18 protein-coding genes, 1 tRNA gene and 1 riboswitch are annotated in these 21,460 nt (G+C 46.3%); of the genes, 12 read left to right on the top strand and 7 right to left on the bottom strand.

The features are described 5' to 3' along the window. Positions 1-134: 134 nt before the first annotated feature. From R7Q41_RS22650 to thiH, 9 genes are all read left to right on the top strand, one after another. Positions 135-211 (top strand) — tRNA-Trp (locus R7Q41_RS22650). 244 nt (positions 212-455) lie between these two features. Next, entirely contained in the window at positions 456-1,838 is a 1,383-nt protein-coding gene (locus R7Q41_RS22645; RefSeq protein ID WP_318144672.1) for a multicopper oxidase family protein, read from the top strand. Positions 1,839-1,961: 123 nt separating this feature from the next. Next, the gene (crcB, locus tag R7Q41_RS22640; RefSeq protein WP_318077111.1) at positions 1,962-2,345 is read left to right on the top strand and encodes a fluoride efflux transporter CrcB; all 384 of its coding nucleotides are present in this window, start codon (positions 1,962-1,964) and stop codon (positions 2,343-2,345) included. Positions 2,346-2,405: 60 nt separating this feature from the next. After that, a riboswitch (TPP riboswitch) is annotated at positions 2,406-2,504 on the top strand. A 163-nt stretch (positions 2,505-2,667) separates the two neighbouring features. Continuing rightward, positions 2,668-4,608: a phosphomethylpyrimidine synthase ThiC gene (gene thiC, locus R7Q41_RS22635; RefSeq protein ID WP_053306506.1), complete on the top strand. Its 1,941-nt coding sequence runs from the start codon at positions 2,668-2,670 to the stop codon at positions 4,606-4,608. Continuing rightward, positions 4,608-6,023, top strand: coding sequence for a thiamine phosphate synthase (locus R7Q41_RS22630; protein WP_318144671.1), 1,416 nt, complete (start codon positions 4,608-4,610; stop codon positions 6,021-6,023). The genes thiC and R7Q41_RS22630 overlap by 1 nt, the downstream gene beginning before the upstream one ends. Next, positions 6,010-6,783 carry a HesA/MoeB/ThiF family protein gene (locus R7Q41_RS22625; RefSeq protein WP_065274965.1) on the top strand — a complete coding sequence of 258 codons (774 nt, stop codon included), beginning with the start codon at positions 6,010-6,012 and terminating at the stop codon, positions 6,781-6,783. The genes R7Q41_RS22630 and R7Q41_RS22625 overlap by 14 nt, the downstream gene beginning before the upstream one ends. Positions 6,784-6,821: 38 nt before the next feature. Next, positions 6,822-7,076 carry a sulfur carrier protein ThiS gene (gene thiS, locus R7Q41_RS22620; protein WP_065274964.1) on the top strand — a complete coding sequence of 85 codons (255 nt, stop codon included), beginning with the start codon at positions 6,822-6,824 and terminating at the stop codon, positions 7,074-7,076. A 5-nt stretch (positions 7,077-7,081) separates the two neighbouring features. After that, the gene (locus tag R7Q41_RS22615) at positions 7,082-7,849 is read left to right on the top strand and encodes a thiazole synthase (RefSeq protein WP_065274963.1); all 768 of its coding nucleotides are present in this window, start codon (positions 7,082-7,084) and stop codon (positions 7,847-7,849) included. 34 nt (positions 7,850-7,883) lie between these two features. Further along, on the top strand, positions 7,884-8,996 hold the full coding sequence (gene thiH / locus R7Q41_RS22610) for a 2-iminoacetate synthase ThiH (protein ID WP_039988745.1): 1,113 nt from the start codon (positions 7,884-7,886) through the stop codon (positions 8,994-8,996). A gap of 136 nt (positions 8,997-9,132) precedes the next feature. On the opposite strand, the gene R7Q41_RS22605 is transcribed toward thiH, so the two are convergent. Continuing rightward, complete coding sequence (locus R7Q41_RS22605; protein ID WP_318144670.1) at positions 9,133-10,923, bottom strand: aminopeptidase P family protein; 1,791 nt, start codon at positions 10,921-10,923, stop codon at positions 9,133-9,135. Positions 10,924-11,126: 203 nt separating this feature from the next. Continuing rightward, positions 11,127-12,068, bottom strand: a complete 942-nt coding sequence (locus R7Q41_RS22600; protein ID WP_005378791.1) for a LysR family transcriptional regulator — start codon at positions 12,066-12,068, stop codon at positions 11,127-11,129. 107 nt (positions 12,069-12,175) lie between these two features. Between R7Q41_RS22600 and R7Q41_RS22595 the strand changes: the two genes are divergently transcribed. Together R7Q41_RS22595 and R7Q41_RS22590 are read left to right on the top strand one after the other, a co-directional pair. Then, complete coding sequence (locus R7Q41_RS22595) at positions 12,176-13,369, top strand: multidrug effflux MFS transporter (protein WP_005382927.1); 1,194 nt, start codon at positions 12,176-12,178, stop codon at positions 13,367-13,369. 91 nt (positions 13,370-13,460) lie between these two features. After that, positions 13,461-13,742 (top strand): hypothetical protein, encoded by a 282-nt coding sequence (locus R7Q41_RS22590; protein WP_005378786.1) that lies wholly within the window; start codon positions 13,461-13,463, stop codon positions 13,740-13,742. A gap of 31 nt (positions 13,743-13,773) precedes the next feature. On the opposite strand, the gene R7Q41_RS22585 is transcribed toward R7Q41_RS22590, so the two are convergent. The 4 genes from R7Q41_RS22585 to R7Q41_RS22570 form a co-directional block, all read right to left on the bottom strand. Further along, the gene (locus tag R7Q41_RS22585; protein ID WP_239932480.1) at positions 13,774-14,229 is read right to left on the bottom strand and encodes a DoxX family protein; all 456 of its coding nucleotides are present in this window, start codon (positions 14,227-14,229) and stop codon (positions 13,774-13,776) included. A gap of 10 nt (positions 14,230-14,239) precedes the next feature. Then, complete coding sequence (locus tag R7Q41_RS22580) at positions 14,240-14,998, bottom strand: DNA-binding domain-containing protein (protein WP_239932481.1); 759 nt, start codon at positions 14,996-14,998, stop codon at positions 14,240-14,242. Then, positions 14,995-15,867 carry a DUF692 domain-containing protein gene (locus R7Q41_RS22575; protein ID WP_239932482.1) on the bottom strand — a complete coding sequence of 291 codons (873 nt, stop codon included), beginning with the start codon at positions 15,865-15,867 and terminating at the stop codon, positions 14,995-14,997. Before R7Q41_RS22575 ends, R7Q41_RS22580 begins: the two co-directional genes overlap by 4 nt. Positions 15,868-15,966: 99 nt before the next feature. Then, complete coding sequence (locus R7Q41_RS22570) at positions 15,967-16,227, bottom strand: DUF2282 domain-containing protein (RefSeq protein ID WP_005378779.1); 261 nt, start codon at positions 16,225-16,227, stop codon at positions 15,967-15,969. Positions 16,228-16,508: 281 nt separating this feature from the next. Here R7Q41_RS22570 and uvrD point away from each other — a divergent pair, with 281 nt between their 5' ends. Further along, entirely contained in the window at positions 16,509-18,683 is a 2,175-nt protein-coding gene (gene uvrD, locus R7Q41_RS22565; RefSeq protein ID WP_005378778.1) for a DNA helicase II, read from the top strand. A gap of 982 nt (positions 18,684-19,665) precedes the next feature. Here uvrD and ggt read toward each other — a convergent pair. Next, a complete protein-coding gene (gene ggt / locus R7Q41_RS22560) occupies positions 19,666-21,432 on the bottom strand; it encodes a gamma-glutamyltransferase (protein ID WP_318144669.1) in 1,767 nt (588 codons plus the stop codon). Positions 21,433-21,460 lie beyond the last annotated feature (28 nt).

The following is a 21,460-nucleotide window of genomic DNA, read 5'->3' as shown; positions in this document are numbered from 1 at the left end:
TGGTAGTTCAGTTGGTTAGAATACCGGCCTGTCACGCCGGGGGTCGCGGGTTCGAGTCCCGTCCACTCCGCCACTTAATATCGACAACCTCGCTTATGCGAGGTTTTGTCAAATCTAGAATATGAAAATTCTATAGGGGTGTAGCTCCAATTGGCAGAGCAGCGGATTCCAAATCCGCGTGTTGGGAGTTCGAATCTCTCCACCCCTGCCACATATCAGGCTCTGACTTAGGTCAGAGCCTTTTTTGTATCTGGTTTCTTCTCATTATTACAGCTTATTTCTACTCTTATCCCGTAAGTATGGCTTTCTGCTGTACTTTGGCAGCATTTAATCTACTGAACGAACGAAACTACAGTTAGCTGTAATGATCAGTGGCCCGAAATTTTAATAATAAAGGGGAATCACTATTTATATTTAGTTACACTCAACCGATCTGGATTAATGAGTAACTATGTATGGATATATCTCGTCGACGCTTTCTTCAATCATCCTTAGCAATCTCCGCGCTTACCGTTCTACCTGCATGTTCTCTATCTAGGAGCACTAATAAGCAGGGGCAATATATATACGATATCACTGCAGAGCCTTCTACTGCAGAATTGGTCCCTGGGTTTAACACAGACGTACTCGCATTTAATGGTTCGATTCCAGCGCCTACGATTCGTTGTCGCCAAGGCGAGAGAGTTATAATTCGGTTTACTAACAAGCTTTCAGAGCCGACTACAATCCACTGGCATGGCTTGCGAATCCCTATTGAAATGGATGGTGTACCTTTCTTAAGCCAGTTGCCTATCATGCCGGGTGAAACATTCGTTTATGAATTTACACCACCAGATGCGGGCACATTTTGGTATCACCCACATATGAATAGTGTGAAGCAGCTTGGTATGGGCTTAGTTGGGCTAATTATCGTTGAAGAGGCTGAGCCTGTTCTATTTGATGAAGAACAGGAAATAGTTCTAAAGCATTGGCATTTAGACAAACAAGGTCAGTGGAAGAACCTTATGGTACCGCGCTTGAGCGCTCGTATGGGGACTCCCGGAGAGTGGAGTAGCGTCAATGGTGTGCATGAACCTGTTTATACGCTGAAGCAGAATGCTACCACGCGATTAAGAATTGCTAATGTCGATAACACCATTACTTACCCGATCGCTATAGAAGGGGCAGAGGCTTGGGTTATTGCTATAGATGGTAATCCTGTTAAAACGCCTTATAAGCTCACTCAGCACAAAATTGGTCCAGGAATGAGGTTAGATATCGGATTGATTGCTCCGAAGGTTGGAAAACGTGTTTATGTGCGTCAAATGAAAGGACGCTTCCCATTCCCTTTGTGCGAGTTTGACGTTGTTGAGTCTGACCTGCCGAACAACCAGAAACTGCCTTTATTACCTCTCAACCCTGTGCCAGCTCTCGATTTGAAAAATGCAGAGCAAATCGATTATGTGTTTGAGTGGGAGGGCGCGATCACTCCTGCTGATAAATCGGGCAAAGCGATACCTAAATTCTGGCTGATGAACAAACGGGCTTGGGAGGGAATGAGCAAAGATAATATTCCGCCGCCCCTTTCAACATTGGAGATGGGAAAAACCTATATCTTCAACCTAAAGAACGTCACCCAATATCATCATCCTATTCACCTTCATGGACACACATTTACGGTTCTTGAGTTAGATGGAAAAAAACTCGACGAACCGTTTCATACCGATACGGTCTTGCTTGGAAAAAACGGCAGTGCGAAAGCGGCATTTGTTGCAGATAACCCTGGACGTTGGATGTACCATTGTCATGTGATCGAACACATGAAGACGGGGTTGATGGGTTATATTGAAGTAAAGTGACTCCTGTAACTTTTTAAATCTTGATAAGTTTTAAGCGCTGTACTTGGCTGAATTCTAAGATTGTATAATCACTATTGCCGTAAATTTGATTACAATGTCGCCATTAACTTTTCTGGGGGAATTATGGGACAACTATCCGTTTTGGGTTTTATTGCATTGGGTGGTGCATTTGGTGCATGTTCTCGTTACTTAATTTCTGAACTTTGTGTCATTTTATTGGGGCGTGGTTTTCCATATGGTACGTTAACCGTTAACGTTGTTGGCTCATTTATGATGGGCTTATTGATAGCAGCTTTCGATAATGAACTTTTGGCAACGGAACCTTGGCGACAAGTGATTGGCTTGGGTTTTTTAGGGGCACTAACGACGTTTTCCACCTTCTCGATGGATAATGTGTTGCTTATGCAGCAGGGCGCTTTCTTTAAGATGGGGTTGAACGTATTGTTGAATGTCGTGTTAAGTATTTCAGCTGCGTGGATAGGCTTTCTATTATTGATGCGCAGCTAGCAAAGTAGTTAAAAATTGAACAGGTCGGCTTGGTTTCACCAAGCCGTTTTTATATACTGACATCACTTGTCGGAGTGCCATAAGGCTGAGACCGTTAATTCGGGATCCGTTGAACCTGATCAGATTAGAATCTGCGAAGGGAACAAGAGAAGATATTCACACCGGAGTTCTTTCTGGTTGACCTATCAAAAGTCGAATGTTGTTACAGGCAAATATCGTAAGCTTTAACTAGCCTTAATTTGACTCCTCTTGTCGCATCTATCCGCCAAGCATTTTTATCCAATTACTTTTTATCTAGTATAACAAAGCAAGGAAAAATGCTATGTCGAGTCGCAAACAAGCGAGACTGGAAGCAAAACAGTTCATTGATACACTCTCGGTACAACCGTACCCCAATTCAAGCAAAGTCTACGTTGAAGGCTCACGTCCAGATATTCGTGTGCCAATGCGTGAGATATCACTCGCTGATAGCCTTATTGGAGGCACAAAAGAAGCGCCTATATTCGAACCTAATGAGCCAGTACGCGTTTACGATACGTCGGGTGTATACACAGATCCAGAGCACACCATAGACCTCTATAACGGCTTACCTAAGCTGAGAGAAGGGTGGATTGAAGAGCGTGCCGATACTGAGCTACTTGATGAAGTAAGCTCGGTGTACACCAAAGAACGCTTAGAAGACGAAACACTAGACGATCTTCGTTACGGTAATCTACCACGTATTCGACGTGCCAAAGATGGCCATTGTGTGACCCAATTGCACTATGCTCGCAAAGGTATTATTACCCCAGAAATGGAATACATCGCGCTGCGTGAAAACATGGGGCGTGCCAAGTATCGCGATGAAGTGCTGAATCAACAGCATCCGGGTCAAAGCTTCGGAGCGAACCTACCAAAAGATATTACCGCCGAATTCGTGCGTAAAGAAGTCGCCGAAGGTCGCGCTATTATCCCTTCCAATATTAACCACCCAGAATCCGAACCAATGATCATTGGACGTAACTTTTTGGTCAAAGTGAACGCCAACATCGGTAACTCATCGGTCACTTCTTCGATTGAGGAAGAAGTAGAAAAGTTAGTATGGGCAACGCGCTGGGGTGGCGATACCGTTATGGATCTCTCTACTGGACGTAACATCCACGAAACTCGCGAGTGGATTCTACGTAACAGTCCGGTTCCGATCGGTACCGTGCCAATGTACCAAGCGCTTGAGAAAGTGAATGGTGTTGCTGAAAACCTTAACTGGGAAGTGATGCGCGATACCCTGATTGAGCAAGCAGAGCAGGGCGTTGACTACTTTACTATCCATGCCGGTTTACTACTTCGTTATGTGCCAATGACTGCAAAACGCGTTACTGGTATCGTCTCTCGTGGTGGTTCTATCATCGCGAAATGGTGTTTAGCGCATCACCAAGAAAGCTTCTTATATACCCACTTCCGAGAGATCTGTGAAATCTGTGCTAAGTATGATGTGGCACTTTCTCTCGGTGATGGTCTGCGTCCTGGCTCGGTGGCCGATGCTAACGACGAAGCGCAATTTGCAGAGCTTCGTACCCTTGGTGAGTTAACCAAGATTGCTTGGGAATACGACGTACAAGTAATTATCGAAGGTCCTGGCCATGTTCCAATGCATATGATCAAAGAGAACATGGAAGAGCAGCTGGAGCACTGCCATGAAGCTCCTTTCTATACCCTTGGCCCACTGACGACAGACGTCGCTCCTGGTTACGACCATATTACTTCAGGCATCGGCGCTGCCATGATTGGTTGGTATGGCTGTGCGATGCTTTGCTACGTCACTCCTAAAGAGCATCTTGGCTTACCAAACAAAGAAGATGTGAAAGTAGGCATGATCACTTATAAGCTTGCTGCGCACGCCGCTGATTTAGCGAAAGGGCACCCAGGTGCTCAAGTTCGTGATAATGCGCTTTCTAAAGCTCGCTTCGAGTTCCGCTGGGAAGATCAATTCAACTTGTCACTCGACCCAGATACCGCGCGCGCTTTCCATGATGAAACCTTACCTCAAGAGTCCGGCAAAGTTGCTCACTTCTGTTCGATGTGCGGACCAAAGTTCTGCTCGATGAAGATTTCGCAAGAGGTACGAGAGTACGCGAAAGACACTGAGCAAGTTGCTGCGGACCAAGCTATCTCGATTAAAATGCTAGATGATCCTCTTGAAGGGATGCGTCAGAAATCGCAAGAATTTAGAGAGTCAGGTTCCGAGCTATACCACCCAGCAGCACATGCCGAGGTAAGTGACTAATGAGCAAAATCCTTATTCCGTCATCGTTGATTGAACTGACAGGTTTAGTTCAGCAATGTTTGTTGTTGGCGAAAGAACAGGGTTTTAGCATCGAAGACATTGAGTTGGGTGTGAGCCCAACTCAATCTATTCAGCTTGTTCGCGGCCAACAGACCACACACATAACGACTGATCTCATTGATGATTATGACTCTGAGCATGAGAGTTCATTTGTGCTCTATTACCGTTCTGCTTTGTCGGTAGAAGCGTGTGCTAAGCAACCGTCGAAAGCGATTTATATTGGTATTGCTGATACTCAGGTATCCGATGAAAAGGAGAAAGTGCTTCAGCTTGATATCTGGCGTCACCCAATTAACAACGAAGTGAGAGCGCTTTCCGTTAAGTCCAAATTCAACGCAATGTTCGCTCCCAAATATCACCTTGCTTGGATAGTAACGCTGACAGTACTCGATTTTCCTATCGAAGATGCGTTAACACTTGCTCGAGGAATGTTAACTCAACAAGCGAATGTTTCACGTGAAACACTGTTGAATGACAATCTTGACGAGGGAAGATCTACTCAGTGGGCTGACCAATTTAATGATTTCCCCACACCTGTACTGGAAGATAACCGACTAGGTATTCAAGTTGGTTGGTCTGCACAAGGCGATAGCGTTAGCTTTCCAACTCTGACTAAGCAAAGTTTAGGGCTCTATCCAGTCGTTGATGATGTTGCTTGGATTGAACGTCTATTGCCACTAGGCATCAACACTATTCAACTGCGAATCAAGAACCCACAACAAGCCGATTTAGAACGACAGATCATTCGAGCAATTGAGCTAGGTCGTCAGTATCAAGCACAAGTGTTCATCAATGACTATTGGCAGTTGGCAATCAAGCATGGCGCTTATGGCGTTCACCTAGGACAAGAAGACATAGAAGAATCGAATTTGGCTCAGCTAACTAAAGCCGGTATTCGTCTTGGTCTTTCTACTCATGGTTATTATGAACTACTGCGCATCGTACAAATTCATCCTAGCTACATCGCGCTAGGGCATATTTTCCCAACCACCACAAAACAGATGCCATCGAAACCACAAGGTTTGGTGCGCTTGTCTCTTTATCAAAAGCTGATTGATAGCATTCCTTACGGAAACACAGAGTTGGTTTTCCGTCCCGCAAAAGACAAAGCAGGTAGTGACTATGTGCTTGGCTTTCCGACGGTCGCGATTGGTGGCATTGACCAATCTAATGCTGACCAAGTTTGGCAAACAGGTGTTTCTAGCTTAGCAGTAGTGCGTGCTATTACGTTGGCAGAATCACCTCAATCGGTCATCGAGTTCTTCGCACAACTGATGAAGGAAAGACAGCTAACGTTCACTGATCAGAATAGTGAGTTGGCGGATACCAAGAGAGGCGAGCATGCTCACGGATAAGCAGTTCCTTCGCTATCAGCGCCAAGTCGCTCTGCCTGAAATTGCCGAAATTGGGCAAAAGCGTTTGAGCAAATCGCATGTGCTGATCATCGGTTGTGGTGGGTTAGGGAGCGCAGCGAGTTTGTACTTGGCATCAGCGGGTGTTGGTAAATTGGTAGTGGTCGATGACGATGAAGTTGATAGCAGTAACCTACAACGTCAGATCATTTATCGTGAACAAGACCTACAAGTTGCGAAAACAAAAGCGACTGTAAAGCAACTGACTGACCTTAATTCTATGGTTCAAATTCGTGCCCTCAATAAGCGATTAGACAAAGCACAGCTTCAGCTTGAGGTGATACTAGCGGATGTGGTGCTCGACTGCACCGATAACATGCCAACGCGTCAGCTCATTAACCAAGTTTGTTTCGAGCAAAATACGCCGCTCATCTCGGCGGCGGCAATTGGTTGGCAAGGGCAATTCGCTGTCTTTGATTATCAAACGCAGATTGAACAAGAAGCAGAGAGTACAGCCTGTTACCGCTGTTTGTATCCGTTCGACGAATTACCGCAAACGCAAAAGTGCAGTGAGAGTGGTGTCGTCGGTCCGGTGGTGGGCACACTTGGCAACTACCAAGCGATAGCGGCAATTCAAAAACTGGCGACGGGAAAGTTTCATGTCGAGACTGCCAAGTTGCATCTGTTTGATGGGTTGAAACTGCAATGGCAAACCATGGCGATAAGCAAAGACAAACAGTGCCAAGTGTGTGCTCAGATTTAGCTTACGAGTAATAGGCAGAATTAAGAGAGTTGGAAGCAATGACGTTATCAGAACAACAAACAACACAAATGACCGCTGCTGACTTAGATGTGATCACTATTGTCATCAATGACCAGTCACATCAAGTTGCCAGTGAGTCGAATCTACAGCAAATCATTAGTCAATTTGCGCTGCCTGAAATTGGCTGTGTTTTTGCAATTAATAACAATGTTGTGCCGCGCAGTGAGTGGGCTAGCACAGTTCTTTCACAGGGAGATAGCATCTCTTTGTTTCAAGCGATCGCAGGGGGTTAAAGTCGATGCTTAAAATTGGTGATAAACAATTCGAATCAAGACTGTTTACGGGAACAGGGAAGTTTGCCAACAGCCGATTAATGGCAGAAGCGATTCAAGTATCGGGTTCTCAACTTGCGACTATGGCGTTGAAGCGTGTGGATGTGAACGATCAACAAGACGATATTTTGTTGCCGTTAGTACAAGCGGGTGTGAACTTATTGCCGAACACCTCAGGTGCAAAAAATGCTAAAGATGCTGTGTTTGCTGCACAACTGGCGCGAGAAGCGTTGGGTACTAACTGGCTAAAACTGGAAATTCATCCAGACCCGAAGTACTTAATGCCCGATCCAATTGAGACACTTGCAGCCGCTGAACAGCTGGTTCGTGAAGGCTTCATTGTCCTTCCTTACTGTCATGCTGACCCGGTTCTGTGTAAACGATTGGAAGAAGTAGGCTGTGCTGCGGTCATGCCATTAGGTGCGCCGATTGGTTCCAACAAAGGGATAGTTTCTCACGATTTCCTAGAGATCATCATCGACCAAGCCAATGTTCCTGTCATTGTTGATGCGGGTATTGGTGCTCCTTCACATGCCGCGCGTGCGATGGAAATGGGCGCGGATGCCGTTCTCGTTAATACTGCGATTGCAGCTTCGAGCGATCCTGTTGCGATGGCGAAGGCATTTAAGTTGGCGGTAGAGTCGGGGCGTATGGCTTATGAAGCCGGACTTGCTGGTAAGGTTTCTCATGCGGTTGCGTCGAGTCCACTGACGTCATTCCTAGATGAGCTTTAGCCCTAGATTGATTTAGCTAATAAGCGAGGAAAACATGAGCTTCGTTGAACAATTTAAGCAGCTGAATTGGGATGACATTTCAATGTCGATCTACGCGAAAACGGCACAAGATGTCGAGCGAGCATTGAATAAACCCAAGCGTGATTTGGAAGACTTTAAAGCGCTAATTTCACCAGCGGCTGAAGCGTACTTAGAGCAAATGGCGCAGCTGTCATATTCGGCAACTCGTAAGCGCTTTGGTAATACCATGTCGCTTTACATTCCATTATACCTCTCTAACTTGTGTGCCAATGCTTGTACTTATTGTGGCTTCTCGATGGAGAATAGAATCAAGCGTCGTACTTTGAATAGGGACGAGGTGGCTGCAGAAGTTGAAGCCATTAAACGTATGAAGTTCGATAGCGTATTGCTGGTGACTGGCGAACACGAAACCAAAGTGGGCATGAAATACTTCCGCGAAATGGTGCCGATGATTAAGAAGCGCTTTAACTATTTGGCGATGGAAGTGCAGCCACTTGATCAAGACGAATACGCTGAGCTCAAGACATTGGGTTTAGATGCGGTGATGGTCTATCAAGAAACGTATCATCCTTCGACTTACGCCGAGCACCATTTGCGTGGCAATAAGATGGATTTCGAATACCGATTGGATACACCCGATCGTCTTGCAAAAGCGGGCATCGATAAGATCGGTATTGGCGCATTGATAGGGTTGGAAGAGTGGCGTACCGACTGCTTTTATGTGGCAGCGCACTTGGACTATCTTGAGCGCACGTATTGGCAGACTCGTTACTCAATTTCTTTCCCACGTTTACGTCCTTGTGAGGGCGCGCTACAACCCAAATCAGTCATGACGGATAAGCAACTTGTTCAGCTGATTTGCGCTTATCGTTTGTTGAATCCAGAAGTGGAGTTGTCATTATCGACTCGTGAATCACCAAAGTTCAGAGACAATGCATTACCGTTAGGTATCACCAGTATGTCTGCTGCATCTAAAACTCAGCCGGGCGGTTATGCGATGGATGATGTTGAACTCGAGCAGTTTGAGATCAGTGATGAGCGAAGTGCTGGTTCTGTGGAAGATATGATTCGAGCCAAAGGCTTTGATCCTGTATGGCGAGATTGGCACTCGGCGTATTCTGGTTAATCAGCAAATAAAGCCACTGGTCATCGTTATGTTTCACGTGAAACATAAGTAAAGAAAAGAGGGTTGATGCAAAACATCAACCCTCTACTTTTTTCTAGCTTCTAGCTTCTAGCTTCTAGCTTCTAGCTTCTAGCTTCTAGCTGTGTGCTACTGGTAGCGTTGCTTGACGAAGCCACTCTTTCACATCACCTTCAACAAGTGGGCTGATCTCATCCCATACTTTCTGATGGTAATCATTCAGCCAAGCAAGTTCTGGACGAGTTAGCATATCAACGTTGATATTGCGCTTGTCGATTGGACAGCGCGTTAGCGACTCAAATGACAGAACAGGGAAGTCACCGTTAGTTGGGGTTTCAACAACAAGCTCTAGGTTCTCAATACGGATACCAAACGCATCTGCACGGTAGTAACCTGGCTCGTTGGATAGCACCATGCCTTCTGTTAGAGGCACGTCGATTTGCTTCTTCGAAATGCTCGCTGGACCTTCATGAACACTTAGGAAGTGACCAACACCGTGACCAGTACCGTGATCGTAATCGTAGCCTTCCGCCCATAGGTGCTGACGAGCTAGCGTATCGATTTGGTAACCACGTGTGCCTTTCGGGAAACGTGCACGAGCAACACCGATGTGACCTTTTAGTGCGAGAGTGAATTGTTTAATCATCTCTTGTGAAGGCTGACCGATCGCAATTGTACGCGTGATGTCTGTCGTGCCATCTAGGTACTGACCGCCTGAATCCACTAGGTAAAGCGTGTTCAGTTCTAGCTTGCCAGGTTCAGGTTGGTTCTCGTGGTTGTAGTGACACATCGCCGCGTTGCCACCTGCCGCTGAAATGGTATCAAAGCTAAGATCCATAAGTGTTGGGTCTTCGCTACGGAACGCTTCCAGTTTGTCTGCCAGTGTCGCTTCATCATGCAGGTTACCAGCAGCGACTTCAGTATCTAACCAAGATAGGAACTTACTCATCGCTACGCCATCGCGGATATGACATGCTTTCATGCCTGCGATTTCAACTGCGTTCTTTGCTGCTTTTGGCATTAGACATGGATCAGCTTTACTCACCACAGATGCGCCTGCGTTTTGAAGCACCAGCTTAAACCACGCGTTACTTGTCGCAGGGTCAACCAGTACATTCTTGCCAGTTAGGTTTTCTAGTCGTGCTTGCAATGCTTCTGGGTGATGAACCGTCACGCCGGCACCAACATGAGTGTCAAACTCAGCAGGTAGGCGAGCAGGATCTAGGAAGTATTCTACGCTTGAGTCTGAGTGCAGAATCGCGTGAGAAAGCAGAACTGGTAGACGTGAGACATCTAGACCACGAACGTTGAGCAACCAACAGATAGAATCAAGTGCTGTGATCACTGCGCTGTCTGCACCGGCTTTTTTCACGAGCTCTGCGATTTCTTGGCGTTTGCTTTCACTTGACTGACCAACTGCTTCTGTTGCCATTAGGCGAACATCAGAAACCACAGGAGCAGGGCGGTCGTGCCACAGTTCATCAATTGGGTTGCTATCGAGAATCTTAAGCTCAAGTGCGCCAGCAAGTTTTGCTTGTGCCATGTCTAGCCAAGCCGAGTTGTGCATGCGAGGGTCGATTGCCACAGACGCGCCATTTGCAAGATGGTCTTTAATCCAATCTAGTGCAGGCTCTTCAATCAAGTGACGGTATTCGAATAGATCAGCAGGAACCTGCTTTGTTACTTGTACTGTGTAGCGACCATCAACAAAGATAGCGGCTTTGTCTATGGTGATTACCGCAGCACCAGCAGAACCAGTAAAGCCAGTTAGCCAATGTAAACGCTCGTTGTGCGCTGGTACGTATTCACCCAAGTACTCGTCTTCATGAGGGACAAGTAGGGCATCAATATTATGTTGTGCTAGCCATTCGCGAATTGCATTCACGCGGCTTTGGGTATCGTTGTGCATCTGTGTTATTCCTTCAAATTACCGCTCCTTCATGCTCAGGTGTGGGAGCTGTTTCCATCTGCTTCATGCAGTTTACGATTCCATTGAGGTTCGCAATCACTTCAATAGAGTCGGAGTACAACTAGGCCATAGATGAGCCAAAAAGGACTACGACAGTTAAGCTACTCATTTTAGCCGCTAAGCGCAAATTGAGCGCGGTGTTTTTATCTAAGGTGATCGGTTTTTTGTGTGATCATCGTACGTAGCCAGCCTAATGCAGGGTCGTTTTCTCTGTCTCGGTGCCAGAATAAAGTGTAAGCCATAGGTGGGAATTCTAACGGTAGTGGCAGCACGACCAAATCAAGCTGTTTGGCCGCAAGTTGCACAAAATGACTTGGCGCAGTAAAGATAAAGTCGGTGTATGAACATAAACTTGCGGCACTGTTAAAGTCGGGCACAGTAACGGCAATATCGCGGTCGGCGCCAATATCTGCAAGGCGGTAATCTAGCAACCAACGGTCGTTGCCATCACAACGTACTTGTACATGGCGTAGGGCGAGATAGGCTTCCAGATTCCAAGGTTGTTTTAACGCAGGGTGGTTTTTGCGAATGATGCACATTTGATAATCACGATAAATTTCCAACTCGCAAATGTCATCGGGTGGTTGAAGAGTCAGCTTGGCATCGTTTATATCGATATCTTTTCCAGTTAAGCCTAAATCCAGTTCGCCGCGTTGAAGCATTTTAAATGTATTATCCGACCACGGGTGTGTGCTAATTGTCACGCCAGGTGCTTGTTGAAAAATCGCCGGTAAGAAATGGGGTAGAATGAGAGGGTAGACACTCTCTACCGCTGCTATTTGAAAACGGTATTCGCTGCTTTGCGGAGAAAACTCTTCGGGTTGAGTCAGCACTTCTAACTGATTTATCAACAGATCCAGTTTCGGTTTAAGAAACAATGCGCGCGGCGTAGGTGTTAATCCATGTGAGTTTCGAGTGAAAAGCGGGTCATCAAATTGAATGCGCAGTTTAGCCAGTGATTTACTTACGGCGGATTGGCTTAAGCACAATCGGTGGGCCGCACGAGTAACGTTTAACTCTTCAATCAGCACTTTAAAGCAGACCAATAGATTTAAATCGATACGAGCCAGTTTTTCGACGTTCACAGTGAATTTCCTCTGAGGAATAATGCTCATGATTATACATCATTTCCATTCATATCATCAGATGATTAAGCTTTACCCAAAGTTCTTTATCCAATTCGGAGTGTTGTGTGTCTAGCCAGTTTTCTAATAGTAAAAAACAGATGGCGTTATTGACCCTTTTGGTTCTTTTCAGTCCTTTAGCGATTGATATTTATCTACCTGCTTTACCTCTTATTGCTTCCACTTTTCAGGTCGATAATGCGCTAGCACAAGACACGATCACTTGGTTCTTATTTGCTATGGGTGTTGGTCAGCTATTCGCAGGTCCCCTAGCAGATAAACTCGGACGTCGAACTGTTGCATTGGGCGGTATCACCATTTACGCGATGAGCGCTTTATTGGCGTGGAGTGCTCAAAATATTGAGTGGATGTTGGTTTCCCGACTGCTACAAGGCTTAGGTGCGTGTGCGACATCGGTAGCAGCCTTTGCAACAGTTCGCGATATCTTTGGCCCGGAAAAAAGCGGCAAAATGATCAGCTACCTTAACGGTGCGATTTGTTTCATTCCGGCTTTAGCTCCAATTCTAGGTAGCTGGTTAACTCAGCAATTTGACTGGCGTGCTAACTTTAGCTTTATGGCTGGTTTTGCTGTGGTGTCTGGATCATTGATGTTTTTCATGATGAAAGAGACTAACCCGTCAACAGAAAAGCAAGCCGTGTTTAAGCTTAGTCGGTATTGGGCAGTGCTTAGCACACCATCTTTTGTTTTCCATGCGTCATTATGCTTGATGGCGATGGCGGTTATTCTTGCTTACGTTACCTCAGCACCGTCGGTATTGATGACGGGGATGGGGCTGTCGATGAATGAATTCACTTTCTGGTTTGGTGTAAATGCGGTGATAAACATTGCGGCATGTATGCTGGCGCCTAAGTTTATGGAGCGCGTTGGAACTCACAACACCTTGGTCACCGGGATCTCAACTCTGGGCCTCGCAGGTGTGATCATGCTAGTGATGAATGGTCAGAATACCGCGCTTTCTTTCATGCTACCTATCTTCATGTCTTCTGTAGGTTTTGCATTCATTCTGGGTGCAGCGGCAGGGAAAGCGTTAGAACCGTTTGGTGATAAGGCGGGCACGGCAGCTGCACTGCTTGGATTGTTCCAAATGAGTGGCTCTGGTTTGTTGGTGGGTACGCTGCAACGCTTATCTCTGGATCCGCAAACCTTGATTGCAATTCATATGTGGGTCCTATTACCTGCGTTGGTCGTTCTGTTTACAAAAGCAGGGAAGAACTGGCACTCGAGCTTTGCGAAAGCGTAAATCAGTGTAATTTAGTATTTTCCAATGTAAGTAAGGCGTGTATATTTGTCACTCAGACTTTTCCTGACACCATAACGGAACTCAAAAAGTAATGTCGTTAACCACGTATGAAATGGCTCGTATTCTAGAGCAAATGGAAGATTCACCAGAAAAGGTGATGTTTGGCAAGTTGCTTAATGAGCTGGGTAATCAAAGCTCCGAGCGTATTCGTAGTGCGGCTAAACAAGTACCTCTGCCAATTTTGCGTGATATCGTGTACCAATTTCAGCAAGTGATTGAGTCACGCAAAGATGAACAAGTCGAGCAGATGGCAAAAGACCTCGCTCAGCAAGGCATCTCAGCAGAAGAGCTACTGGCTTACTTGAATAAATAATAAAAAATCCCCGCATGATGCGGGGATTTTTTTAGCTCGTCATTTTCTTTTTCAGGATGTGGTCCAAAGACAGCGGTCCTGGCCCCCATACGATTACGATAAGAATCATCAATCCCCAAAGTTGGTGGTCATAAAAACCTTTCTCCCACAACAGTGGGTAAGAGATCACTGCGATGATGTTGAACACAAACAGCATTGCTGCCACCGGGCGGGTAATCAATCCTAGTGCCAAGAACACCGGTAGAACCAACTCCGCAGCCGTACCTAAATAAGCCGCCAATTCCCATGGCAAGATTGGCACTTGGTATTCCAGCTCAAATAAGTACAACGTGCTATCCCAAGACGAGATTTTGATTAGTCCTGAATTGAAGAACACCCAAGCAACCCAAAAGCGGCAAAAGAGAAGTAGTAAAGGGACAAAGCCAGCTTGTAAGGTACTGATTAAATCGTCATACCGATTCACTAAGTTTTTAACCGTATCCTTCATAGAGTGCTCCTTAGATTGATTGCAATGTAAAGCCGTCAACAATATCGAGTGCCATGATGCGATTGAGATGAGCGAGTAAAACTTCAGGTATTTCGCTCAAACTCTGCTTCTGCTCTAAACATTGCAGCAGTTGGAACACATCAGCATCGAGTGCGTGACACAAGGCTTCTCCATTGGCTTGAATCGAGATGACACCTTGCTGTAATTGGTTGATATTAAGTTGTTCGAATTGCCCAGTTTGAATCGCGCTAAATAGATCGAATACTGCGTAGTTGGAGTCAAAGCTGCGGCAGCCCTTTTTAAGGTGTAAGACTAAAGTGGGTTGTTGCTCTTCACTCACTTCGCCAAGTAACGCAAGCGGTTTTAATTCCGCTGCATTGGATTGCTCATACTGTGCTTGACGAGCTAGGTCGATATGCCACTCGAAGCGTGCGACTTCAGGGCTGTAAGGTGCTTGTGCGATCACCTGACTGAACTGCATGATGGTGTCTTGAAAGCCTTCGCCATAATGCACCACATTTCCTTCTTCTAATGGGTAAGAAAGAACATGCTGGCGAGCTATCTGTTCAAAGCATTCTTCACCAAGCAGCGCTTCAACCATCGGGTAGGTCGCGGATAACACCTCGCTTAAGCTGACGATAAAGTTATTGCGGTAAATTTGTATGCGTTCATCAGCGGTAAACGTATCACTGGCAATATCGCAGTCTTCACCGAGCGCTTGATAGTGCAGGGCTTTAGCAAACTGGCTTTGTAAGGTGGCTAGATTCATGATGCCTTCCTTGGTTCGCTTTGTTCACTTGGAAGTGTGCCTTGCAACAGCAGTTGTGATGCTTTCTGCGCTTCTTCGAGCAAGACTTCTGGCGCGGGGATATCCAAATCCCATTCAATCAACGTATGACGTGGACCGTGTTTTTTTGTCCACTGTGAAAACAACTGCCAAACTTCATCGCTAACTGGGCGGCTATGGGTATCAATCCATATCTCACCTTTGTCGAGTTGTTTGATGGTAAAACCTGCCAAGTGAATCTCATCCACTTTGTCGGCTGGAATCGCATCTAGGTATGTGTCGCAATCAAAACCGTGGTTGAACGCCGAAACATAAACATTGTTTAAATCGAGCAATAAACGACAGTCAGTGCGCTTTTGCACTTCGGTAAGAAACTCCCATTCGCTGATGGTCGAATGTTGAAACTTCACATAACTAGATGGGTTCTCTATCAAGATCTCGCGTTGCAAATAATCCTGCACTTCATTCACGTTACGAGTGAACACGTTGAGCGCTTCTTCCGTATACGGAAGCGGAAGCAGGTCATTAAAGTAGTGACCGCCGTTTTCACTCCAACTTAAATGGTCAGAAACAAGGATTGGGTCGATTGAGTCAATCAGTGCTTTAAGTTGCGCAAGGTGCTTTTGACTAACACGTTCCACCGAACCTAGCGACAAACCAATACCGTGGCAGCTAATTTGATGTTGCTCGCGAAGCGTTTGTAGCTGATGGCGCTCTGTTGCATTGGGTTGGAAATAGTTTTCACTGTGGATTTCTAACCAAGACAACTCGGGTTGGTTTTGGCTAAAGTAATCGAGGTGAGGGGTTCTTAATCCAACTCCAACAAGGTCGTGGAAGGTGTGGTGTTTCACGTGAAACTCCTTTTCAAATCGTGCGGGAAGAGAAGGATGCGTCTTGGCTTTGCGTTGGTTGAGCGTCAACGCATCCTCACAATAGCTAGCGATAAAAGATTATGAAGAAGAAGTGCTACCGCCAGCGAGCTTGTCACAAAGACCTTTTGGTACGACTACGAATGCGTCTTTTTGGTTATCTTCTTTAGAAGTACCAGCGCATGAGCTGCTTTTTGTTGCACAGTCGTTTTTACCTGCTTTAGAAACGCCATAGCACTTTTCTTTTTCAGCAGCGACAGCTGGAGCTGCAGTTAGCATTGTGCCACCAAGAGCTAGAAGACCAGTAACAGCAGCAGTAACAGCTAGATTCGACTTTTTCATAATAAATTCCTCTGAATGATTTCCTTTACTTTAAGTTGGCAAGATGAATCGCCTGTTTTGGCGTTTTTGTTATCAACTTGCTTAACTTAAAAGATAGGAAACTGGCTAAAAAACTTTCAGAAAAATTTCTGAAGTAAATGGGTTTGTAGGGTTAAATAGGTATAACTAATTGATGTGTTGGGCAAAAAAACATCGATTTTTTTATCAAGTTTTGTCTAAACAGCACCCGGTTGTTTAGGTTATAATCGGTTTTTATGTATAAATAACCAGTAGCTCTCATCATGATGGATCCATCTCTATTACTCGACGGTTTGAACGATAAACAACGTGAAGCCGTTGCAGCACCTCTAGAAAACTTGCTCGTTCTTGCTGGCGCAGGAAGTGGTAAGACACGCGTTCTTGTTCACCGTATCGCTTGGCTGATGTCGGTCGAGCAAGCTTCTCCGTTTTCAATCATGTCGGTAACCTTTACTAATAAGGCGGCGGCAGAGATGCGTGGGCGTATCGAAGAGCTAATGATGGGCAGTGCAGGCGGCATGTGGAATGGTACTTTCCACGGCATTTGTCACCGTATTCTGCGTGCACACTATCTTGATGCCAAGCTACCGGAAGATTTCCAAATCATCGACAGTGACGACCAACAGCGTCTACTAAAGCGTTTGATTAAAGCGCAAAACCTCGATGAGAAGCAGTGGCCAGCACGCCAAGTGGCATGGTGGATTAACGGTAAGAAAGACGAAGGTCTGCGCCCGTCACACATTGATGCGTACCATGATCCAGTAACCAAGACATATCTACAGTTGTACACCGCTTACCAAGAAGCGTGTGATCGTGCTGGTTTAGTCGATTTTGCGGAAATCTTGCTGCGCGCACATGAGCTACTGCGTGATAACAAGTTCGTCCGTGAACACTACCAAGCACGCTTTAAGCATATCTTGGTGGATGAGTTCCAAGATACCAACAACATTCAATATGCTTGGCTACGTATGATGGCGGGTCCTGAGTGTCACGTGATGATCGTAGGTGATGACGACCAGTCGATTTATGGTTGGCGTGGTGCAAAAGTCGAGAACATTGAGAAGTTTACGCTCGAATTCCCAAGCGTAAATACCATTCGTCTTGAGCAAAACTACCGTTCAACCAAGACCATTCTGGAAGCATCTAACACCCTGATTGCGAATAACACCGAGCGTATGGGTAAAGAGCTGTGGACGGATGGCGTGGTCGGTGAGCCTATCTCGGTTTACAGCGCTTACAACGAATTAGATGAAGCCCGTTTTGCGGTGAACAAAATCAAAGAGTGGCAAGACAAGGGCGGTGCTCTGAATGACGCTGCGATGCTTTACCGTAACAACGCCCAGTCGCGTGTTCTGGAAGAAGCGTTAATTCAAGCCGGTCTGCCTTACCGTATCTACGGCGGCATGCGATTCTTCGAACGTCAGGAAATCAAAGATGCCTTGAGCTACATGCGTCTGATTGCCAACCGTAACGATGATGCGGCGTTTGAACGTGTGGTGAATACGCCAACGCGTGGTTTGGGTGATAAGACGCTTGAAACCATCCGTTTTGCGGCTCGTGACCGTGGTTGCACTATGTGGGAAGCGAGTGTGGCAATGTTGGACGAGAAGGTGCTTGCTGGTCGCGCTGCTGGTGCTCTGAGCCGTTTTATCGAGCTTGTCACCGCGCTAGAAGACGACACCTTAGAGATGCCGCTGCATCACCAAACTGACCATGTAATTAAATACTCGGGCTTGTTCGCGATGTACGAGCAAGAGAAGGGCGAAAAGTCTAAGGCACGTATTGAGAACTTGGAGGAATTGGTGACCGCAACTCGCCAATTCGAGAAACCAGAAGAAGCCGAAGACATGTCACTGCTGACGGCATTCCTAACCCACGCAGCACTAGAAGCGGGCGAAGGACAAGCGGACGAATTTGAAGATGCGGTTCAGCTCATGACATTACACAGTGCGAAAGGTCTAGAGTTCCCATTGGTGTTTATGGTCGGTGTGGAAGAAGGCATGTTCCCAAGCCAAATGTCGGCAGAAGAAGCAGGGCGCTTAGAAGAAGAACGCCGTCTGTGTTACGTAGGCATGACCCGTGCAATGCAGAAACTGTACATCACTTATGCTGAAATGCGTCGTTTGTACGGTCAGGATAAATACCATAAACCGTCTCGCTTTATCCGTGAACTGCCAGAAACTTGTTTAGATGAAGTACGAATGAAGGCGCAAGTTAGCCGTCCTTCAAGCAGTGGTCGATTTAGCCAAACTGTTGTGAAAGAGAGCTTTAATGAAACCGGCTTTACGCTAGGTTCTCGTGTGATGCATCCAAAGTTTGGTGAAGGCACCATCATCAACTTCGAAGGCAGTGGTCCACAGAGCCGTGTACAGATTGCCTTTAACGGTGAAGGCATCAAATGGTTGGTAACTGCTTACGCACGACTAGAGAAACTGTAAGGCTTGACCAAAACTCATACCAATCGTAGTAAATAACTGGTCATTCTAGCTTGTTAAAATACTCGATAACTGCGTTGCAATTTTTGATTGTAGAATAACTACTTATCGAAAAATTGCGCCTTGTTCTCAAGCATTTTCCCTACGCTATTTCTGATCACTTATTTACTGTGATTGGTATCATCAACTTAAGAGCTGCTTCGGCGGCTCTTTTTGTTTGTGCAGTTTTGGTGTCGCTAACGCAGTAAAAAATGGAATGATAAATGGAGTACAAAAGCACGACTTAACGATGCCGTTTGAAGTGAAAGGTGGGCGTTGTGGGTGAATGCCTGTTTTCAGCAGATCTACTGAGAAAAACTTTAGGCAAAGAAAAACCCCGAGGGCTTGCGCCCATCGGGGTTATAGTCTTACTCGCAGCAATCCAGCTACTAAGAGTGCTCCATGCATCTAATCCATGATAGTGTGCTGAATCCGTCAGCTTAGTCCTTACGTCGCCTTCCTAGCGGTGTCCTTACTGACCTTATCCTGGTCTGCTAACTATCCTCGTTAGCTCTCATCACTTGTTCCCTGAGCGGTGTCCCTGACATCATCCTGATGTTCAAATCCTTGCCTCGTCCAGAGGTGTCCATTTCCCGTCCTTAGTAGCAACCATCCTAGTCACTATTGCTTCCGTTCAATGTCCAGTTTTGCAATCCATGCCCGACTATTCATCCTGAATAACCGTTTCTTCTTCCTGAAGTTCACCAAGTCCGTGGTGTTTCCTGTTCCGTGTCAGCATCCTTCCGACAGGTTTAATATTACGTGTTTAACGATTTCCAACAACGGGCTAATCTCACATTTTTTAACTTTCTTAGCGTTCAAAAAAGATACATGAGTATTAAATTCAATGGCTTATGATCTTTGCTGTACGGTTTTACCATTAAAAAAGAGAGGTTTGCTCAACCCTTTGTGAGAGATCTCGCACAAGGGGTCGAGCGAAAGACTCTTACTGCCCGATAGCGGCACCTTCACGTCTTGGATCCGCAGCGCCTTCAAGACCGTCTTTTGTTATGCGTATCGCATGCAAACCAGAGTTCAAATCCCGAACATCGGTTTTAAAACCCATCTTCTCCAGAGCAGGCTGTAAGCCCTCTGCGGCGGTACCTTGCTCAATATCTAAGGTGCCAAAACGGTTCAGCAATCGTGGCTGATTAATCGCGCTCTGGATGTCCATATCCCATTGCGTGTGGGCGATAATGGCTTGTGCGACGTAACCAATAATGCGGCTGCCACCCGGTGAGCCAATTGCCATGTAAGGTTTGTCATCCTTCATCATAATGGTTGGTGCCATAGATGAACGTGGGCGTTTGCCCGGTTCTAATCGGTTTGCGATTGGCACACCATCTTGATGCGTGCGGAAAGAGAAATCGGTCAGTTCGTTATTGAGCAAGAAGCCGCGTACCATCAAGCGTGAGCCAAAGGCGTTCTCGATGGTTGTTGTCATTGAAACCACATTGCCTTGCTTATCGACGATATTGAAATGGCTGGTGGAAGGCAGCTCGATCGATTGGTCCATGCTTAAGTTCATGGCGTGCGACCAAGGAGGATTACCGGCTTCAGCCTTACTCAAGGCTTTACCGACTTGAATGAGCTCAGCACGTTGTTTGAGATAATCTTTATCAAGCAAGCCTTCGGTTGGCATTGGCACATAATCTTGGTCAGCCATGTATTTACCACGATCCGCGAACGCAAGGCGCGATGCATCGGCGATCACTTGCCATGATTTCGCGCTTTCGGCTCCCCAACCTTTAAGATCGTATTGCTCGGTGATCGCGAGAATCTGTCCAACCGTCAATGCGCCAGAGCTAGGTGGTCCCATGCCACAGATATCATAGCTTTGATAAGCCGCACAAACCGGCTCACGTTGCTTGATTTGGAACGCATCAAAGTCAGGTTGTGCCAATACGCCAGGATTTCCCGCTGCACTTTGTACTGTCTTGATGATGTCTGTGGCGATATCGCCTTGATAGAAAGCTTTTGCCCCTTGCTCTGCAATTGCCGTCAGAGTTTGCGCGTATTCAGGGTTCTTCAACAACGTGCCTTCGGCTTTTGGTGAGCCATCTGGATTAAAGAAGTAAGCCTTAGTCGCAGGGAAGCGTGATAGGCGCTTGGCATCTTTCTCAATCAGACTCGCCAGGCGAGGGCTTACTTCGAAACCTTGCTCAGCCAAGGTAATCACAGGTTGGATGATCTTCTTCCATTCCAACTTGCCGTATTTCTGGTGCGTGTCCCAAAGTAGTTTCACTGTGCCAGGAGTGGCAACAGAACGCCCACCGACAACCGCATCGTAAAATTGCAGTGGTTGTCCTTTGTCATCTAGGAAGAGTTTCGGCGTCGCGGCGAGCGGTGCGGTTTCGCGTCCATCATATGTAGTCAGTTTTTGTTTCTCACTGTCCCAATACACTAAGAAGGCACCGCCACCAATACCTGATGATTGCGGCTCTACCAAGCCCAGCATCAGTTGTACGGCAACCATGGCATCAATAGCATTGCCCCCTTGTGCAAGAACGTCTGCCCCAGCTTGGGTGGCAAGTGGGTTGGCTGCTGTGACCATATAATCTTTGGCTTTGACCAATTGCTTTTGCTCGAAGCCAGTACTTTGCTCCGGTGCAACCGCATCTGCTGCTTGGTTAGCAAAGGCTGAGGTAGATAAGACGAGTGGGGAAGTAAGAAAAAGACCCGTGGTCACGAGTCGGTTGAACGTCCAATGCATGATGACTCTCCATGTTGCCAGTTTTGTG

The organism is Vibrio sp. 2096 (genome assembly GCF_033339595.1).
GTDB lineage: Bacteria > Pseudomonadota > Gammaproteobacteria > Enterobacterales > Vibrionaceae > Vibrio > Vibrio alginolyticus.
The sequence above is the reverse complement of the archived record's forward strand: the minus strand, read 5'-3'. Positions and strand labels throughout refer to the sequence as shown.

What these genes read in the sequence shown, in the direction of transcription:
- R7Q41_RS22645 (WP_318144672.1), top strand. Translation starts at nt 456, where the DNA reads ATGGATATATCTCGTCGACGCTTTCTTCAATCATCCTTAGCAATCTCC.
- crcB (WP_318077111.1), top strand. Translation starts at nt 1,962, where the DNA reads ATGGGACAACTATCCGTTTTGGGTTTTATTGCATTGGGTGGTGCATTT.
- thiC (WP_053306506.1), top strand. Translation starts at nt 2,668, where the DNA reads ATGTCGAGTCGCAAACAAGCGAGACTGGAAGCAAAACAGTTCATTGAT.
- R7Q41_RS22630 (WP_318144671.1), top strand. Translation starts at nt 4,608, where the DNA reads ATGAGCAAAATCCTTATTCCGTCATCGTTGATTGAACTGACAGGTTTA.
- R7Q41_RS22625 (WP_065274965.1), top strand. Translation starts at nt 6,010, where the DNA reads ATGCTCACGGATAAGCAGTTCCTTCGCTATCAGCGCCAAGTCGCTCTG.
- thiS (WP_065274964.1), top strand. Translation starts at nt 6,822, where the DNA reads ATGACGTTATCAGAACAACAAACAACACAAATGACCGCTGCTGACTTA.
- R7Q41_RS22615 (WP_065274963.1), top strand. Translation starts at nt 7,082, where the DNA reads ATGCTTAAAATTGGTGATAAACAATTCGAATCAAGACTGTTTACGGGA.
- thiH (WP_039988745.1), top strand. Translation starts at nt 7,884, where the DNA reads ATGAGCTTCGTTGAACAATTTAAGCAGCTGAATTGGGATGACATTTCA.
- R7Q41_RS22605 (WP_318144670.1), bottom strand. Translation starts at nt 10,923, where the DNA reads ATGCACAACGATACCCAAAGCCGCGTGAATGCAATTCGCGAATGGCTA.
- R7Q41_RS22590 (WP_005378786.1), top strand. Translation starts at nt 13,461, where the DNA reads ATGTCGTTAACCACGTATGAAATGGCTCGTATTCTAGAGCAAATGGAA.
- R7Q41_RS22585 (WP_239932480.1), bottom strand. Translation starts at nt 14,229, where the DNA reads ATGAAGGATACGGTTAAAAACTTAGTGAATCGGTATGACGATTTAATC.
- R7Q41_RS22580 (WP_239932481.1), bottom strand. Translation starts at nt 14,998, where the DNA reads ATGAATCTAGCCACCTTACAAAGCCAGTTTGCTAAAGCCCTGCACTAT.
- R7Q41_RS22570 (WP_005378779.1), bottom strand. Translation starts at nt 16,227, where the DNA reads ATGAAAAAGTCGAATCTAGCTGTTACTGCTGCTGTTACTGGTCTTCTA.
- uvrD (WP_005378778.1), top strand. Translation starts at nt 16,509, where the DNA reads ATGATGGATCCATCTCTATTACTCGACGGTTTGAACGATAAACAACGT.
- ggt (WP_318144669.1), bottom strand. Translation starts at nt 21,432, where the DNA reads ATGCATTGGACGTTCAACCGACTCGTGACCACGGGTCTTTTTCTTACT.